Raw genomic sequence first — 15,830 nt, 5'->3', positions numbered from 1 at the left:
CCGGCCGGGAGCGCTCCCATGAGATTGCCGGGAGGTTTCGGAGGTGTCAAGGGGCCGATGGGAGCGTTCCCATTTCGTTACTGCCAATTCCCGGGTGCTCTCGGGTCAGCTTCGGGGTCGGTCAGGCCGGCCGGAGCGGTCAGGTCAGCCGGCGCAGCAGGGTGGTGACCCGCGCCGGGTCGAACCCGAACCGGTCGAACGTCGCACCCACCCAATCGGCCATCTCGGCGTGACGCGGGTGGGCCGGGTCGGCCACCGCGGCCCGGAACTCGGTGTACCCGAAGGCGCCACCGACGTCCTCCGGGGGGCAAGCCTGGTCCCCGTCGGCACAGAGCGGATAGCGCATGTCCGGTTCGGGCGCGGTGACGTCCTCGACGACGACGTCGTGCTCCCACCAGTCGCCGAAGTCGTACGTGTAGCGGAACCGGGCCCCCTTGGTGACCACGGCGTCCAACCGGGTGTCCAGTTCGTCACGCAACAGCAGCTCCCCGGCCGGATCCGGCTCGCCGTACTGCGCTCCGTTGATCTCGAACGAGTGCAGGTGGCAGTCGCGCCAGCCCATCGCGTGCTGAATCACCCGGTGCACCCGGTCGAGCGTGTACCCGCCCGGAACCTGGACGCGGCGCCACACCGGCGGCGCGATGTCGGACAGGGTGACCAGCAGGTGGAAGATCTGACGGGGCATGGCCGCCCTTTCTCTGACCTAGGCTCGAACCCATGATCTGCACTGCGTGCCGGAGAGGCCAGCACGATGGGTGTCGGGGTGGTAACTGGTGCGACTGTCAGCACCGTACCCCCGCTCCGACTCCACCGGTCACCGGTCCGGCCGGCGAATGACCGACCAGCCACCGGCCCCGGACGCGCCGACCCCGGACAGGCCTGCCCCGGACCCGCCGGTCCGCCGATTCGGGCCACCGCCGGCCGGGTCCGCGCTGGACGACCCGGCCCTGATCGAGGCGTATGCCGTCGCTCCTCACGACCAGCTCAGGGTGAACTTCGTGACCAGCGTGGACGGGGCGGTCGCGGTGGCCGGCCGGTCCGCCGGGTTGTCCGGACGCGCGGACAAACGGGTCTTCGGCGTCCTGCGGATGCTCTGCGACGCGCTGCTGGTCGGTGCCGGCACCCTGCGTCAGGAGCAGTACCGGGCGTTGCGGCTGGACGACCGGCGCCGCCGCTGGCGCCGGCAGCACGGCCTACCCACCCATCCCACCCTGGTCGTCGTCTCCGCCTCGCTCGATCTCGACCCGGACCAACCGGCCCTGGCCGACGCACCGACGCGGCCGATCGTGCTCACCACGACCGACGCGCCGACCGAACGGCGACGTCGACTGGCCCGGGTCGCGGAGATCGTCCCGGCCGGCGAGCGCACCCTCGATCTGACCGCCGGGCTGAGCCAGCTACGCGCCCGTGGTCACCGTCGGCTGCTCTGCGAGGGTGGTCCGATGCTGCTCGGTTCGCTGACCGCCGCCGACCTGGTCGACGAACTCTGCCTGACGGTCTCCCCACTGCTCGCCGGTGCCGGTGCCGGCCGGATCAGTGCGGGTCCGGCAAGCCCGGTACGGCAGCTACGGCTGGGCCAGGTGCTGGCCGCCGACGACGGCACGCTGCTGCTCCGCTACACCCGGCCCGACCCGACCACCACAGGATAGTCACCGTGAGTCAGGCATGATCACCTGAGGGCAACGGATCGGGTCGACCGAAACCCACCGTCGGCAAATTCAGCCGGCCGCGCCGAGTCGGATGCCGCGCTGGTCGTACCCGTGGGGCAGGATGCAACCCGTGGGCATGACGCAACCGGACTTCAGCGACCAGTCCATCACCATGAGTGACACGACACCGGAGGGTGCGCCGGTGGGCCGGGTGCTGGGTACCGCCGACGCCACCCCACTGCAGTTCTGGACCGCGGTCGGCACCGGCAGCTATCTGCAACTGGACGACGTCGTGGTGACCCGCCGCGAGCTGCCGGGCGCCGAGCCGGTGACCATCGCCGGGGTGGTCACCCAGGTCCGGGCCCGCCACGAAGGGGCGCAGTTCGACTCCGACGTGTTCGCCATCGCCGACGGCACCCTGCCCGCCCAGGTGCAGGAGGCCGCCGAGATCACCGCCACCCGGGTCGATCCGGAGATCTACGTACCGCCGGAGCCGGGCGCCCCGGTGTGGCGAGCCGAAGGCGACGCCCGCGCCCGCGCCCTGCACTTCGACCGGATGGAGCGCCGGATCCCGATGGGCACCGGCCGCGACGGGGTGCCGGTCTACCTCAACGCCGACTTCCTCGACGGCCAGCGCGGCGCACACGTGTCCATCTCCGGCATCTCCGGCGTCGCGACCAAGACCAGCTTCGCGACGTTTCTGCTCTACTCGGTGTTCCGCTCCGGCACTCTCGGCGGCGACGCGGTCAACGCCAAGGCGCTGATCTTCAACGTCAAGGGCGAGGACCTGCTCTTCCTCGACCACCCCAACGTCCGGCTCGACGAGGCGACGACCGCCGCGTACGCCAAGCTCGGCCTGCCCGCCGGCGCCTTCCCGGACGTACGGGTGTACGCCCCGCCGCGCGCCGGCGACGCCTCCGGCACCCCCGACGTGACCAGCCGGCTCACCGGCGTGGACAGCTTCTACTGGACGGTCGCCGAGTTCTGCGACCAGCGACTGCTGCCGTACGTGTTCGCCGACGCCGACGACGAACGCCAGCAGTACACGATGGTGGTGCACGCGGTCACCGCGTACCTGCACCGGCACGCGCAGCCGGCCGACGGCGGCATCAGCATCGACGGCCGACGGATCGGCTCGTACGGGGATCTGGTCGACCACATCGTCGACCAGCTCGGCGACGAGGAGACCCGGGCGGCGTGGGCCGGCTCGGCGGTCGGCATGGGCACGGTGAACGCCTTCGCCCGTCGGCTGATCAGCAGCAAACGCGACCTGGCCCGGCTGATTCGCGGCGATCTGACCGCCCGCCGCCCACACCAGATCAACACCGCCGAGAGCGCCCAGGTCACCGTCGTCGACCTGCACAACCTGCCGGACCGGGCACAGCGGTTCGTGGTCGGCGTGACCCTCAAGGGCGAGTTCGAGCGCAAAGAGCGGGCCGGCACCGCCAAGCCGTTGCTGTTCGTCGTGCTCGACGAGCTCAACAAGTACGCCCCCCGGGACGGGTCGTCACCGATCAAGGAGGTGCTGCTCGACATCGCCGAGCGGGGCCGCTCGCTCGGGGTGATCCTGATCGGCGCCCAGCAGACCGCCAGTGAGGTGGAGCGGCGGATCGTCACCAACTCGGCGGTCCGGGTGGTCGGCCGGCTCGACCCGGCCGAGGCGTCCCGGCCGGAGTACGGCTTCCTACCGGCGGTGCAGCGGCAGCGGGTGCTGCTGGCCAAGCCGGGCACGATGTTCGTCAACCAGCCGGACATCCCGGTCCCGCTGTGTCTGGAGTTCCCGTTCCCGGCCTGGGCCACCCGCTCGTCGGAGGCCGGCGACGCGCCGTCGGGCACACTGCGCTCGATCGTGCAGGCCGCTGACCCGTTCGCGGTGGTCGGCGGCCGGTCCACCGTCGACGACGACATCCCGTTCTAACCCGTTCCGCCCGTTTTGACCCTGAGGTCGAGGAGGTCCCCCCGGATGCGGATCCTGCACACCTCCGACTGGCACGTCGGCAAGGTCCTCAAGGGACAGGCCCGGTTGCCCGAGCAGATCCAGGTGCTCGCCCGGGTGGTCGAGATCGCCCGTACCGAACGCCCGGACCTGGTGATCGTCGCCGGTGACCTGTATGACACCTCCGCTCCCGGACCGGACGCCACCCGGGTGGTCACCCGGGCGTTGACCGCGTTGCGCGGCACCGGCGCCGACGTGGTGGCGATCGGCGGCAACCACGACAACGGGGCCGCGCTGGACGCGCTGCGGCCGTGGGCCGACGCCGCCGGGATCACCCTGCGCGGCGCCGTCCGGGACACCCCGGACGAGCACGTGATCACCGGCACCACCGGCGACGGCGAACGGTGGCGGCTGGTCGCGCTGCCGTTCCTGTCCCAGCGGTACGCCGTCCGGGCCACCGAGATGTACCAACTGACCGCGGCCGAGGCCAACCAGACGTACGCCGACCACATCGGACGGGTGCTGGCCCGGCTCGCCGGAGGGTTCGGTGAGCCCGGTGTGGTCGATCTGATCACCGCCCACCTGACCGTGGTCGGTGGGCGGTCCGGCGGCGGCGAGCGGGAGGTGCACACCGTCCTCGGGTACGCCGTACCGGCCACCGTCTTCCCGACCGGGACGCACTACGTGGCGCTCGGCCACCTGCACCGCGCCCAGCAGCTCGAGGCGCCCTGCCCGGTGCGCTACAGCGGCAGTCCGCTGCCCATCGACTTCGGCGAGGAGGACAACGTCGGGTCGGTCAGCATCGTCGACGTCACCGCTGGCACCGCCGCCCGGGTACGCGAGGTACCGGTGGACGCCGCGACCCCGCTGCGCACCGTCCGCGGCACCCTCGACGAACTGGCCGCCGGCGAGTACGGCGACGCCTGGCTGCGGGTGTTTATTCGGGAGACGCCCCGGGCCGGGCTGCGCGAAGAGGTGCAGGCGCTACTGCCCCGGGCGTTGGACGTGCGCATCGACCCGGAGTTCACCCGGTCCGCGTCCGCCACCGGTGCGACGCGCACCCCGCAGCGGGCCGGCCGGGCACCCGGGCAGCTGTTCGCCGACTACCTGGACGCGCGCGGGCACGGCGACGACGACGTACGGACCCTGTTCGACACGCTGTACGAGGAGGTGACCTCGTCGTGAGGCCGCTGCGGCTGGATCTGGCCGGATTCACCGTGTTCCGGGAGGAGACCACGGTCGACTTCACCGACGCCGACTTCTTCGCCCTCGTCGGGCCGACCGGGTCGGGCAAGTCCAGCATCCTCGACGCGATCTGTTTCGCCCTGTACGGCGTGGTACCGCGCTGGGGCAGCAGCCGGGGCATCGCCGCCGCGCTGGCACCGTCGGCCACCGAGGCCCGGGTGCGGCTGGTGTTCGAGAGCGCCGGCAGCCGCTACGTCGCCACCCGGGTGATCCGCCGCGACTCGCGGGGCGCGGTCAAGACCGGCAACGCCGGCCTGCAGTTGATGCCACCCGGGTTCGACGTGACCCGGCTGGACACCGGGATGAGCCCGGACGACCTCGGCGAGGTGCTGGCCGGTACGCCCGCCGAGATGGAGCAGGCCGTGCTGGACGCGGTCGGGCTGCCGTACGAGCAGTTCACCACCTGCGTGCTGCTGCCGCAGGGCCGGTTCGCCGACTTCCTGCACGCCAAGCCGGCCACCCGCCAGCAGATCCTGGTCAACCTGCTCGGGCTGCACGTCTACGAACGGGTCCGGGAGCGGGCCACCGCCCGGGCGGGGGCCGCCGAAGCGGCAGTCGCGGCGGTCGACCAGTTGCTCGGCGGTCTCGCCGACGCCGACGAATCGGCGGTGGCGGCTGCGGCGCGTCAGGTCGACGCGATGCGGGCGTTGGCGACCGCAGTCGACGCGGCGCTGCCCCGGTTGGCGCAGGCCCAGCAGGCGGTGGCGAGCGCGGCCGACCAGGTGACGGCCCTGGACGACGAGGTCGGGCTGCTGGCCGGCGTCGCCGCACCGGAGGCCGCCGCCCGGCTGGCCGATCAGGCGGCGGCCGCCCGGGTCGCCGCCGCCGACGCGGACCGGGCCGTCGCCGACGCCGAGGAACGCGAGGAGAAGGTCCGCGCCGAACTGGCCGCCATCGGTGACCCGGCTGACCGGCGGCTGCTGCTGCAGACACACGCCGAACGGGACCGGGTCGCCGCCGAATCGGCCGAGCTGGCTCCGGCGCTCGCCGCCGCGCAGGCCGAACAGATCGCCAGCCAGGCGGCGCTACGGTCGGCCCGGTCCACCGCCGAGGCGGCGGACCGCGAGTTGGACCGCGCCCGGCAGACGTACCAGGAGGCGCAGTCCGCCGACCTGGCCGCCGCGTTGCGCCACGAGCTCGTCGCCGGGGCGGACTGTCCGGTCTGCGCGCAGCCGGTGAGCACAGTGCCGCCGGTGCCGGCTGGGTCCCGGGTCGCCGAGGCGAAGTCCGCCGGTCAGGCCGCCCGGGCCGCCGCCGACCAGGCCCGCCAGGCGGTCGCCGAGGCCGAGCAGTCGCTGCGCGGGGTGGAGCGGGCCGTCGACCGGGCCAGGGTACGGGCAGAGCAGCTGACCGCCCGGCTGGCGCAACTCGACGCCCGGTTGTCCGACTCGCCCGGCGCCGACGCGTTGCGCACCGATCTGGCCACGGTCAACCGGTTCCAACGCGCCCTCGACGACGCCGGTGGCCAGGTCCGCCGGGCCCGGGAGGCGGCCCGTCAGGCGCAGCGCGCCGCCGTGACCGGCGAACAGCGGCTACAGGCCGGCTGGCGGGAGTTCGACGCCGGCCGGGACGCCGTCGCCCGGCTGGCGCCGCCGGCCGCCGACCGCACCGATCTGGCCGCAGCGTGGACGCTTCTGACCGACTGGGCGCACCAATTGCTCGCCGAACGCCGCACGGCGCGGGCGGAGGCGGAGGCTCGGCTGGCTTCGGCCCGGTCAGCGGCCAGCGGCATCGCCGCCGACATCGACGCGCTGTTCGTCGCCGCCGAGCTGGCACCGCCGGCCGGTGCCGATCCGGCCGGCTACCGGCAGTCGGCCGCGCTGGCGGTCCAGCGGGCGCAGACCGACCACGAACGAATCACCGAACGGTTCGCCCAGGCAGGTGAGCTGCGCGGCCGGCGGGCCGACCAGGAGCGGCAGGCCCAGCTGGCCCGGACGTTGGCCGGGCACCTGCGGGCCAACAACTTCGAGCGGTGGCTGCTGGTCGAGGCGCTGGACCTGCTGGTCGACGGCGCGTCGCGGATCCTGCGGGAGCTCTCCTGCGGTCAGTACGAGCTGGTGCACGACGCCGGTGAGTTCTTTGTCGTCGACCACCACGACGCCGGACTGCGCCGCGGGGTACGCACCCTGTCCGGTGGGGAGACCTTCCAGGCGTCGCTGGCACTCGCCCTGTCGTTGTCGGAGCAACTGGCCGGGATGTCGGCCAGCGCCGCCAGTCTGGAATCGATCGTGCTCGACGAGGGCTTCGGCTCACTGGACGCGGCCACCCTGGACACCGTCGCCGCGACCCTGGAAGGGCTCGCCGCCCGGGGTGACCGGATGGTCGGCCTGGTGACCCACGTTCCGGCGCTGGCCGAGCGGGTACCGGTCCGGTTCGAGGTCAGCAAGGACGCCTGTACGGCCCGGGTCCGGCGGAGCGGGCTGTGACCGCGACCGTGACGGGCCAGCCGGCCACCGGGGTCCGCTGGTTCGTCGAGGGCTGGCAACCCGGCTACGGCACGTCGTTCGAGGCCGCCGACTCGGGTGGCCCCGGCGCCGCCGACGACGGTCAGGACGCCACCGATCTCGCCGTGGAGCTCGATCCGGCGGCGTGGCGGCCGTTACGCCAGCCGGCCGATGTGCGCGCACCGGATGTGGTGCTGCTGGTCGACGGGGTGCGTCGGATCGACGCCTCGTTGTGGAGCGAGGAGCCCGACGGAGTCTCGTACCCGGCGCTGGCCGCCTCGTACGCCGCCGGTGTGGTGCGCTGTGACCTGCGGCGCGGGGCAGCCCGGTTGGCGGCCGGAGCCCGAACCGAGCGAGGCCTGTTCACGCCGAGCACCGCCGCCACCGACCTGGTCGTCGGGCGGGTGCGCTATCCGGCGCGGCGGGTCGACGACGCCGATCCGGCCGTACTGCCGCAGGCGGTGCAGCCGGCGCTGGCCGCGCTGGAGATCGCCGTCTCCGAGCAGGCCCGCGCCGACGGCGCGGACGACCCGGCGAACCTGCTGGTGGTGGACGGTCCACTGCGCGGGCGCCGGCTGCCGAACACGGTCGGCTACGTCAAGTCCCAGCGCCAGCCGTACCTGCCGGCGAGTCTGATCCCGGTGGTGACCGCGCTGCAACCGGCGGAACGCAGCCCGGTCTTCCTGCGCGGCACCCGGTGGCGCAGCTACTCGTGGTATCTGCGGCTGCCCGGGCCGCGGGGCGCGCCGTGGGCGGGCATCGTCCGGGTGGAGTGCCGGCCAGACCTGACGCCGCAGGCGGCGATCGCGCTCGCCGATCTCTCGCTGGCGACGCTGCCCCGGTTCGCCTCGGCTCCGTACAAGGATCCAAGGGCACCGCAGAACCTGGTGCCGATCGCCGGGCTGGAGCGACGGCTGCGGGCGATGCTCGGCGACGCCCGGCTGCTGCACCGGGCGCTCAGCCTCTCGGCGGCCGGGCGGGAGAGTCCGGCGTGGCGGTGACCGGCATACTGTGCCGATGGGCCGTACCCGCAGGACAACGCCGCCCGCGGTCCAGGTAGACACCGGCACCGCGCGGCTCGTTCCGGACCCGGACCGGCGGCGGGCGTACACCCTGCTGTTGGACGGCACCCAGCAGTCCCACGTCGATCTCGACGATCCGACACACCTGGAGTTCGAGTACGTCCGCCGGATCGCCGCGGCGATCGACCTGGCCGCCCCGGCCGGTGCCCCACTGCGCGTGCTGCACCTGGGCGGCGGTGGGCTGACCCTGCCGCGCTACCTGGCCGCCACCCGTCCCGGGTCGAGCCAGCGGGTAGTGGAGATCGACGCCGCGTTGACCGAGCTGGTCCGCCGCGAACTGCCCTGGCCGGCCGACCGCAATCTGCGGGTCCGGGTCGGTGACGCACGGTCCGCCGTCGAGCAGGCTCGCACGGACAGCTACGACCTGGTGATCGCGGACGTGTTCGCCGGTGCCCGCACTCCGGCACGGCTGACCTCGGTCGAGTTCGTCACCGAGGTCGCCCGGGTACTCGCACCCGGCGGGCAACTGCTGTCCAACGTGGCTGACGGCCCGCCGCTGGGCTGGGCCCGCCGGCATCTGGCGTCGGTACGGCAGGTGCTGCCCGGCATCTGCCTGGTCGCCGACGCGGCCGTGCTGCGCCAGCGCCGGTACGGCAACCTGGTGGTGGTCGCCGGACGCGCCGTGCCGGCTGTCGGGGAGCTGGCCCGGCTGGCCGCCGGTGACTGGTTTCCCAGCCGGGTGCTGCACGGTGCGGCGCTGGACCGGTTGATCGCGACGGCGTCGCCGATCGCCGACGCGACCGCGCAGCCGTCGCCGCCGCCACCGGATGGAATTTTTCCGAGCGGGCGTTGATCCGTCCGCCGGCCGGCTCCGTACCTCGGGGTGGGCCCCCAGCCGCGGGCCATGTCGACGTCGGATGGAGGTCCTGCGATGTACGCGGTCGCCAGCGGCTGGCAGGCGGAGAGGATCCGGCCGGGCGTGACCGGCAACGGTTCGGCCACGGCCCGCAGCACACAACGTTGGCAGAGCATCGACGGGAGGGCGGCCGAGCGCGATGATGAGCCGGTGACGCCACGGACCGCAGGGAGCCGGCAGCAGGCCGGGACAGCGGAGTCCAGCCACGGGGACGATCTCGTCCGCACACTGTACGCAGAGCACGCCCGGCCGCTACTGGGATTCGTGTTACGGCTCACCGGGGGGGACCGGCAACGGGCCGAGGACATCGTCCAGGAGACACTGCTGCGGGCGTGGCGCAACGCCCACCGGCTCGGCGCGCAGGGCCAGGCGTCGCTGCGACCGTGGCTGGTGACCGTCGCCCGACGCATCGCGATCGACGACCACCGCAGCGAGAAGGCTCGCCCGACCGAGGAGTACGACCGGGATCTGGAGAGCTTCGCCGAGTCCGACGGCACCGATCAGGTGCTGCGGCAGATGACCGTCGCCGACGCGTTGCGCACGCTCAGCCAGCCGCACCGGGAGATCCTGGTCGAGACGTACTTCCGCGGCCGCACGGTCCCGGAGGCGGCCGCGGAGCTGGGGCTGCCACTGGGTACCGCCAAGTCGCGGGTCTACTACGCGCTACGAGCGCTGCGGACGGCGCTGCAACAGCGGGGGGTTACAGAATGACACGGTCCGCCCACTGGGACGTCGGAGCCTACGCGCTCGGCGCACTCGATGCCGACGACGTCGAGCGGTTCGAGGAGCATCTCGCCGGCTGCTGGGCCTGCGCGGCAGAGCTGGAGTCACTCATTCCGATCGTCGGGTTGATGTCCGCCGTAGACATCGACCAGTTGGAGGACAGCCCCGTCCTCCCTCAGCCCGGCCCCACCGGTGTGAACCGGGCTGGTGGGGCGGACGACGGCGACGGCGGCGCACCGGTGCCGATCCGGCCGGCCCTGCGGTCCGACGCCGACCAGCGTCGCGACCACGGTCAGGTCCGTCCGCTCGGCCACGCCGGTAGGTCCCGACGGCTGTTCGCGGGCCGCCCGCTACAGATCGCCGCCGGGTTCGTGCTGCTGGCGACGCTCACCGGTTTCTCGTTCTACGCCGGGTCGGCCTGGTCAGATGGTTCGGCGACGCCGCAGGCCGGGCCGCAGACGTCGGTCTCGGCCAGCCCGTCACCGGTCGATCCGCAGTCCGGGGTCGGTGGTCCGGAGGTCACCGGCGAGAAGTTCAACGCGGTCGACCCCACCACCGGGGTGGAGGCCGACGTGGTGCTGGAGGAAGCCGCGTGGGGCACCCAGGTTTCGTTCGCGCTACGCCGGGTGCCGGGTCCGATGCAGTGCCGGATCGTGGTGCTGCGGGCTTCCGGCACCGCCGAGGTGCTCTCCACCTGGACGGTGCCCGAGGCCGGGTACGGCACCGCGGAGCAACCCGCGCCGTTGCTGCTGAGCACGTCGACGGCGGCGCCCCGGGACGACATCGAACGGATTCAGTTCCAGGCGGTCGACCAGTCCGGGGTCGCCACCGCGATCGTTACCGTACCGGTCTGAACAGTACCGGCCTGGACGGAGGGTCGAAGTCCATTCCTGACGTACGCCACGAACGAGCGTCGCGATATCTGCGCCAGCAGATCCGACGTACGCGCAGCCCGTGGGTGTCCGAATTAACGGATACCCGCGGGCTGTTCTGTCTCTGGCAGTCGTCACGTGTTTGCCGCTGACCCGTAACCGGTGCATTCTGCTCCTGATGGGCATGACGGCGGCCGGCCGCACGCAGGACACGACGACCCGGTTCAACGCCGGGCTGTGAAATTGTGCACTCGGCATTACCGATCCAAACCGGGATGCGCTGCGTACTCCTTTATGAAGCCCGATGTGGACGAATGAGGGAGGGCACGTGGCACTGGGAAAGCGGACCGTCATAGTCGCAGGCGCGCTGGCGGCACTCGTGTTGCCGGGTTGCGCCCCGGCAGGTTACAACCCGGACGACTTTGGCGGCGCTCAGGCCCAGCCAGTCGTCAACGCGGCGAACGCGGCGTCGGCCGCGCCCGAGCCGGTGGAAACCGAGGACATCGCGGTCGAGGTCGCCGACGAGGACCTTACCAAGGAGCTGGTCGGCAAGGCCGTCGACAAGATGGGTGACGTCGTCACCGACGAGGACGGCTGGCTGCTCTACCGCTTCGAGGAGGACTCCAACGACCCGGCGACCTCGAACTGCGAGGGCGACTGCGCCAAGATCTGGCCGCCGGCGCTGACCGACGGCGACCCCATTCTGTCCGGGGTGGACGAGGAGCTGGTCGGCACGGTGAACCGGCCGGACGGCACCCGGCAACTGACCATCGACGGTTGGCCGATCTACTACTACGCCGGAGACGAAAAGCCCGGCGACTGGAAGGGCCAGGGTGTCGGCGGCACCTGGTACGTCGTGCAGCCGGACGGCACGAAGAACCTGGAGTGCCTGCCGGAGGGCACCCCGAAGCCGATTGCGGTGCCGGACGGTGACGGCCGAGACAACATCAAGGGCCTCGACGACAGCAAGGACTCGGACAGCTTCGACAGTGACTCTGAGGACTCGGGCGACTACGACTACTGACTCTTTCAGGGCGCCCGTGAATCGCGGCGGCCGGTCGTTGCCAGGGAGGGCGCGGCCGGCCGTCGCCTCGTTTGCGGTGGATCCGCCACCGGCGCCTCGAGCCGGTTCTTAAAGCCCGCGTTAAGTGCCTCCTAAGTGTTCCGTAGTTGCTCTAAGGATTGTTGACTGTTGTGGAGTGACATCCATACGGTCGACGGCAGTGGCGAACCACAGCCATCACCAACTGCGTTGCACCCGGACGACCAATTGGCGTTCGACGAAAGAGGTGGCACCACGTGAACAGCCCACAGCGCCGCAGGCGTACCAGTGACCAGCCGACACGCCGGGGCAGATCGGCGGGTAGCACCCGCAACCGCGTCATCGCGGTGACAACGATGTTGGCGGTCTTCGGCGGCGTGGTGGCGGTGACCCAGATCTCGTCTGCCGGAACCCGCGGCGACCGGGACCGGGACCGTGGTCGCGACCGGGCCGCCGCGGTCTGTGTAAGCCCGAGCGAGTCGGTCGATCCGGCGGATACCGGGACCACCGTGGACGGCAACGGCGTACGGCACCACTGGGGTGACGGCCAGCGCGGCCCGGACCAGTGCCAGGACTCCCCCGCCCCCGACGATCCGACCGACACGCCGGCCGGGTTGGAAATCCTCGGCGACGACTGCGCCGACAGTTCGTTGGACCCGCACGAGGGTTTCCAGGACGGTGAGCGGTGTGTAAGTACGGCGTTCGGCGAGGTCGGCGACGCGGACACCAACCCGCAGCTGATGATCATCTCGTCGCCGGGGCGGGTACGCGCGAACCAACCGTTCACCCTGCGGATCAGCACCCGCAACCTGGTACGCGACCGGTTCCTGCCGGCCGGGCAGGGCGGCTACTACCTGGAAAGCTCGTTCCTGACCGAGGACGGCCTGACCCGGGGGCACTTCCACACCGCGTGCCGGATGCTGACCAGCAACCGCACCGCTCCCGAACCTGGCCCGGTGCCGGCGTTCTTCGTAGCCACCGAGGACGGTCGGGGTGGCGCCGGCGCCGACGAGGTCACCGTCGAAGTGCCCGGCCTGCCCGGCCCCGGCATCGCCCAGTGCGCGTCGTGGGCCGGCGACGGCTCGCACCGGGTGCCGATGATGCAGCGGGCCAACCAGATCCCCGCCTTCGACGTGGTCCGGGTTGTCGTCACCCGATGAGGTCGGCCGTCGCCGACGGTGATCGGCGGTGACCGAAGGTAACCCGGGTCCAGCGAACCGACGCCGGGACGAGCAGCAGACTCGTCCCGGCGTCGATGCTGTCCGCCGCTGCTGGCACAGTGACCGGCATGGTCGTGGAAAGACGGACGTCCGGGGCCGCACCGGCGCGGGTCCGGGTGCTGCGGCCGCCGGCCGGCTACCAGCTAGCCGGCTCGGTACGGACGCTGGCGATGGGCCGACACGATCCGTGCGCCCGGTGGCTGGCGGACACCTTCTGGTGGACCGCCCGTACCCCGGCCGGGCCGGCGACCCTGGCGCTGTGCCGACACGGCGGCGAGCTCGTCGCCGCCGGCTACGGACCCGGCGCCAGCCAGATCTGCGACATCGCCGATGCGGTCGCCGGGCTCCGCGACGACGTGTCCAGTTTCCTGCCCATGGCCCGCCGGCATCCGGTCGTCACGGCGGTGGTCCGCCGCTACGCCGGCGTCCGGCTCCCAGCCACCGGGCAGGTGTTCCCCCGGTTGCTGCGGGCCGTGCTGGAGCAGAAGGTCACCGGTGCGGAGGCGTACCGCGGGTACGCTGCGACGGTCCGCCGGTACGGCGCACCAGCTCCCGGCCCGGTCGCTGACCTCTGGGTCGCGCCGGAGCCGGCAGCCCTCGCCGCCGCGCCGTACTGGTCGCTGCATCCGCTGGGTATCGAGCAACGACGGGCGCAGGCCCTGTGCGGCGCGGCGGCGGTCGCCGACCGGTTGTCGGACAGCGGCGACCCGCAGACGGCCACCCGGCGGTTGACCGCGCTGCCCGGGATCGGCCCGTGGACCGCTGCCGAGGTGGTCCGGGTGGCGTTCGGCGCGGCCGACGCGGTGAGCGTCGGCGACTACCACCTGCCGAACACGGTGGCCTGGGCGCTGGCCGGCGAGGCCCGCGGGACCGACACCCGGATGCTCGAACTACTGGAGCCGTTCCGGGGGCACCGCGGTCGGGTCTGTCTGCTGCTGGAGCTGGCCGGGGTGCGGGCGCCCCGGTTCGGGCCCCGGGCCCCGGTCCGTTCCTTCGCCGCCTACTGACCCGTCGCCGGCCGGCGTGCCGTCGGCGGTCAGCGGGTGAGCCGGCGCAGCGCGGTGCCCAGCCGGTGGGCGTAGGCCCGCTGTGCCAGCGCACCCAGTGGGCCGGCCAGCCGCATGATCGGCGCCACCGGCCGGCTGAACGCCACCACCGACAGCCACACCCGGTCGCCGTCGCGGTGCACCAGGAACGCCTCCTCGCCACTGGCCGGATGGCCGGGCAGGGTGCCGTACGCGAATCCGGCGAGGTCCGGCTCGTCGACCGCCCACACCACCGCGCACGGCGCGGCGATCCGCAGCGGCCCGACGCCGAGACCGACCGTCACCAGCACACCGGTCTCGGCGCGGGGAGCCGACGCCGTCACCCGGGCACCGGCGGCCCGGTGCATCCGCCAGGTGAGCACCGCCTCGGCCGCCGCCGGGAAGCTGCCCGGCCGCAGCCGGCGACAAGACCGCAGATGGCGGTAGCCCGCCGGCAGCGGCGGTACGGAGTGCCGGACCGATCCGGTCTGGTCGCGCAGCACGGCGGTGGCGCCGGCCTGCGGATAGGTGAAGCTGGGCACGCGATCCGCCTTTCCCGTACGGTCGCCGGGACGGCGCCGACGAGCGGAGCAGGACACCGACCAGGACGGCCGGTGCGGTCACCTGGATTGTCCTCCGATCGACCGTCTGTCGCTGCGGTAATCAGCGGTATGGTCTGCCACCATGACAGCGTTCACACCGGTCCTGCCCGAGCGGACCGCCAGCTACCTGCGGACCGGTCTGCACCAGGTCAAGGGCTGGCTGAACGTCTCGACCGCGGTGTACCTCAGCGGCGTGGAGGCCGCTCAGCGCGGGGCCGGGGTGAGCGGCGACGTGGCCGAGATCGGCATTCACCACGGCAAATCGTTCCTGTGCCTCGCCCTGGATGCGCCAGCGGATCAGCGGGCGGTCGCCATCGACGTCTTCGACGACCAGGCTGCCAACCTCGACCAGTCCGGACGCGGTGACCGGGACATCTTCGAGCAGAACCTCGCGACCTACGGCGCCGGCGACAACGTCGACATCGTGCAGTCGTCGAGTCTCGACCTGGAGCAGGCCGGCTTCGTCGCCGCCGGGCGCCGCTTCCGGATTTTCTCCATCGACGGTGGCCACACCGACCAGATCACGGTGAGCGACCTGCGAATCGCCGAACGGACCGTGGTCGACCACGGGCTGGTGGTACTCGACGACGTACTCAACCGGCACTGGCTCGGCGTGATCACCGGCCTGTTCAGCTACCTCGGCGACGGCGGCAGCCTGGTGCCCGCCGTGTTGGTGCCCAACAAGCTGATCCTGGCCACCTCGGCCGACCAGGCGAAACACTGCCGGGCGATGTTCGCCGAGCAGTTCCCGGACGGGCTGGAGAAGGCCGGCGTACCGCTGGCCGGCCATCAGATCGACGTCTACGGCGACCGCCCCTGGCTGGTACGCGGCGAGGACGGCCGCAGCGAACCGGTCACCGGTCACGAGTTGATGGCGACGATCACCGCAGCCCGGCTCGCCGAGCTCGAACAGCAACTGCGCTCCGCCCGGGCGGAGCTCGACACGACCCGTCAGCAGCTGCGGACGGCGGCCCAGCCGTTGTACCGGCGCGCGGCACGCCGCCTCCCGTGGCTGGTCCGCCCGGTCCGGCCGATGTTGCGCCGGGTCCGTGCCGTGGTCCGGTGGTCCCGCTAGTCGTCCTCGGCCGGCGGTCCGGCGGATCGTCGGACCGGGATGGTTCACTGGGTGGGTGA

Annotated in this window: 14 protein-coding genes; 12 read left to right on the top strand and 2 right to left on the bottom strand. The window is 72.4% G+C overall.

All coding sequences use genetic code 11. From position 1 onward, the window contains the following. Nucleotides 1-139 precede the first annotated feature (139 nt). On the bottom strand, nucleotides 140-685 hold the full coding sequence (locus ACFHW1_RS21385; RefSeq protein ID WP_416555702.1) for a plasmid pRiA4b ORF-3 family protein: 546 nt from the start codon (nucleotides 683-685) through the stop codon (nucleotides 140-142). Between the two features lie 148 nt (nucleotides 686-833). Here ACFHW1_RS21385 and ACFHW1_RS21380 point away from each other — a divergent pair, with 148 nt between their 5' ends. The 11 genes from ACFHW1_RS21380 (at nucleotide 834) to ACFHW1_RS21330 (ending at nucleotide 14,076) form a co-directional block, all read left to right on the top strand. After that, nucleotides 834-1,649: a pyrimidine reductase family protein gene (locus ACFHW1_RS21380; protein WP_416555762.1), complete on the top strand. Its 816-nt coding sequence runs from the start codon at nucleotides 834-836 to the stop codon at nucleotides 1,647-1,649. A gap of 172 nt (nucleotides 1,650-1,821) precedes the next feature. Further along, nucleotides 1,822-3,567: an ATP-binding protein gene (locus ACFHW1_RS21375; protein WP_416555703.1), complete on the top strand. Its 1,746-nt coding sequence runs from the start codon at nucleotides 1,822-1,824 to the stop codon at nucleotides 3,565-3,567. A 45-nt stretch (nucleotides 3,568-3,612) separates the two neighbouring features. Beyond that, nucleotides 3,613-4,770 carry an exonuclease SbcCD subunit D gene (locus tag ACFHW1_RS21370; protein ID WP_416555704.1) on the top strand — a complete coding sequence of 386 codons (1,158 nt, stop codon included), beginning with the start codon at nucleotides 3,613-3,615 and terminating at the stop codon, nucleotides 4,768-4,770. Next, entirely contained in the window at nucleotides 4,767-7,256 is a 2,490-nt protein-coding gene (locus ACFHW1_RS21365) for an AAA family ATPase (protein ID WP_416555705.1), read from the top strand. Before ACFHW1_RS21370 ends, ACFHW1_RS21365 begins: the two co-directional genes overlap by 4 nt. Next, nucleotides 7,253-8,275: a hypothetical protein gene (locus ACFHW1_RS21360; RefSeq protein ID WP_416555706.1), complete on the top strand. Its 1,023-nt coding sequence runs from the start codon at nucleotides 7,253-7,255 to the stop codon at nucleotides 8,273-8,275. The genes ACFHW1_RS21365 and ACFHW1_RS21360 overlap by 4 nt, the downstream gene beginning before the upstream one ends. Before the next feature lie 16 nt (nucleotides 8,276-8,291). Further along, entirely contained in the window at nucleotides 8,292-9,149 is an 858-nt protein-coding gene (locus ACFHW1_RS21355) for a spermidine synthase (RefSeq protein ID WP_416555707.1), read from the top strand. Nucleotides 9,150-9,227: 78 nt separating this feature from the next. After that, nucleotides 9,228-9,923 carry a sigma-70 family RNA polymerase sigma factor gene (locus tag ACFHW1_RS21350; RefSeq protein WP_282230040.1) on the top strand — a complete coding sequence of 232 codons (696 nt, stop codon included), beginning with the start codon at nucleotides 9,228-9,230 and terminating at the stop codon, nucleotides 9,921-9,923. Continuing rightward, complete coding sequence (locus tag ACFHW1_RS21345; RefSeq protein ID WP_416555708.1) at nucleotides 9,920-10,789, top strand: anti-sigma factor family protein; 870 nt, start codon at nucleotides 9,920-9,922, stop codon at nucleotides 10,787-10,789. Before ACFHW1_RS21350 ends, ACFHW1_RS21345 begins: the two co-directional genes overlap by 4 nt. A 346-nt stretch (nucleotides 10,790-11,135) precedes the next feature. After that, a complete protein-coding gene (locus ACFHW1_RS21340; RefSeq protein WP_416555709.1) occupies nucleotides 11,136-11,831 on the top strand; it encodes a hypothetical protein in 696 nt (231 codons plus the stop codon). Nucleotides 11,832-12,205: 374 nt separating this feature from the next. Then, entirely contained in the window at nucleotides 12,206-13,009 is an 804-nt protein-coding gene (locus ACFHW1_RS21335; RefSeq protein ID WP_416555763.1) for a hypothetical protein, read from the top strand. 128 nt (nucleotides 13,010-13,137) lie between these two features. Further along, entirely contained in the window at nucleotides 13,138-14,076 is a 939-nt protein-coding gene (locus tag ACFHW1_RS21330) for a DNA-3-methyladenine glycosylase family protein (protein WP_416555710.1), read from the top strand. Nucleotides 14,077-14,105: 29 nt separating this feature from the next. Here the strand turns inward: ACFHW1_RS21330 and ACFHW1_RS21325 are convergent, their stop codons facing one another. Further along, nucleotides 14,106-14,636, bottom strand: coding sequence for a DUF1990 family protein (locus ACFHW1_RS21325; protein ID WP_416555711.1), 531 nt, complete (start codon nucleotides 14,634-14,636; stop codon nucleotides 14,106-14,108). A gap of 142 nt (nucleotides 14,637-14,778) precedes the next feature. Between ACFHW1_RS21325 and ACFHW1_RS21320 the strand changes: the two genes are divergently transcribed. Then, nucleotides 14,779-15,771, top strand: coding sequence for a class I SAM-dependent methyltransferase (locus ACFHW1_RS21320; RefSeq protein ID WP_416555712.1), 993 nt, complete (start codon nucleotides 14,779-14,781; stop codon nucleotides 15,769-15,771). Nucleotides 15,772-15,830 lie beyond the last annotated feature (59 nt).

The sequence above is a fragment of the Micromonospora sp. LOL_014 genome (assembly GCF_048060245.1).
GTDB lineage: Bacteria > Actinomycetota > Actinomycetes > Mycobacteriales > Micromonosporaceae > Micromonospora_E.
This window is presented reverse-complemented; position numbering and strand designations above follow the sequence as displayed.

Bases quoted from the DNA above. Each gene is read 5' to 3' on its own strand.
- ACFHW1_RS21380 (WP_416555762.1), top strand. From the start codon at position 834: ATGACCGACCAGCCACCGGCCCCGGACGCGCCGACCCCGGACAGGCCT.
- ACFHW1_RS21335 (WP_416555763.1), top strand. From the start codon at position 12,206: ATGTTGGCGGTCTTCGGCGGCGTGGTGGCGGTGACCCAGATCTCGTCT.
- ACFHW1_RS21355 (WP_416555707.1), top strand. From the start codon at position 8,292: ATGGGCCGTACCCGCAGGACAACGCCGCCCGCGGTCCAGGTAGACACC.
- ACFHW1_RS21375 (WP_416555703.1), top strand. From the start codon at position 1,822: ATGAGTGACACGACACCGGAGGGTGCGCCGGTGGGCCGGGTGCTGGGT.
- ACFHW1_RS21345 (WP_416555708.1), top strand. From the start codon at position 9,920: ATGACACGGTCCGCCCACTGGGACGTCGGAGCCTACGCGCTCGGCGCA.
- ACFHW1_RS21330 (WP_416555710.1), top strand. From the start codon at position 13,138: ATGGTCGTGGAAAGACGGACGTCCGGGGCCGCACCGGCGCGGGTCCGG.
- ACFHW1_RS21320 (WP_416555712.1), top strand. From the start codon at position 14,779: ATGACAGCGTTCACACCGGTCCTGCCCGAGCGGACCGCCAGCTACCTG.
- ACFHW1_RS21385 (WP_416555702.1), bottom strand. From the start codon at position 685: ATGCCCCGTCAGATCTTCCACCTGCTGGTCACCCTGTCCGACATCGCG.
- ACFHW1_RS21350 (WP_282230040.1), top strand. From the start codon at position 9,228: ATGTACGCGGTCGCCAGCGGCTGGCAGGCGGAGAGGATCCGGCCGGGC.
- ACFHW1_RS21370 (WP_416555704.1), top strand. From the start codon at position 3,613: ATGCGGATCCTGCACACCTCCGACTGGCACGTCGGCAAGGTCCTCAAG.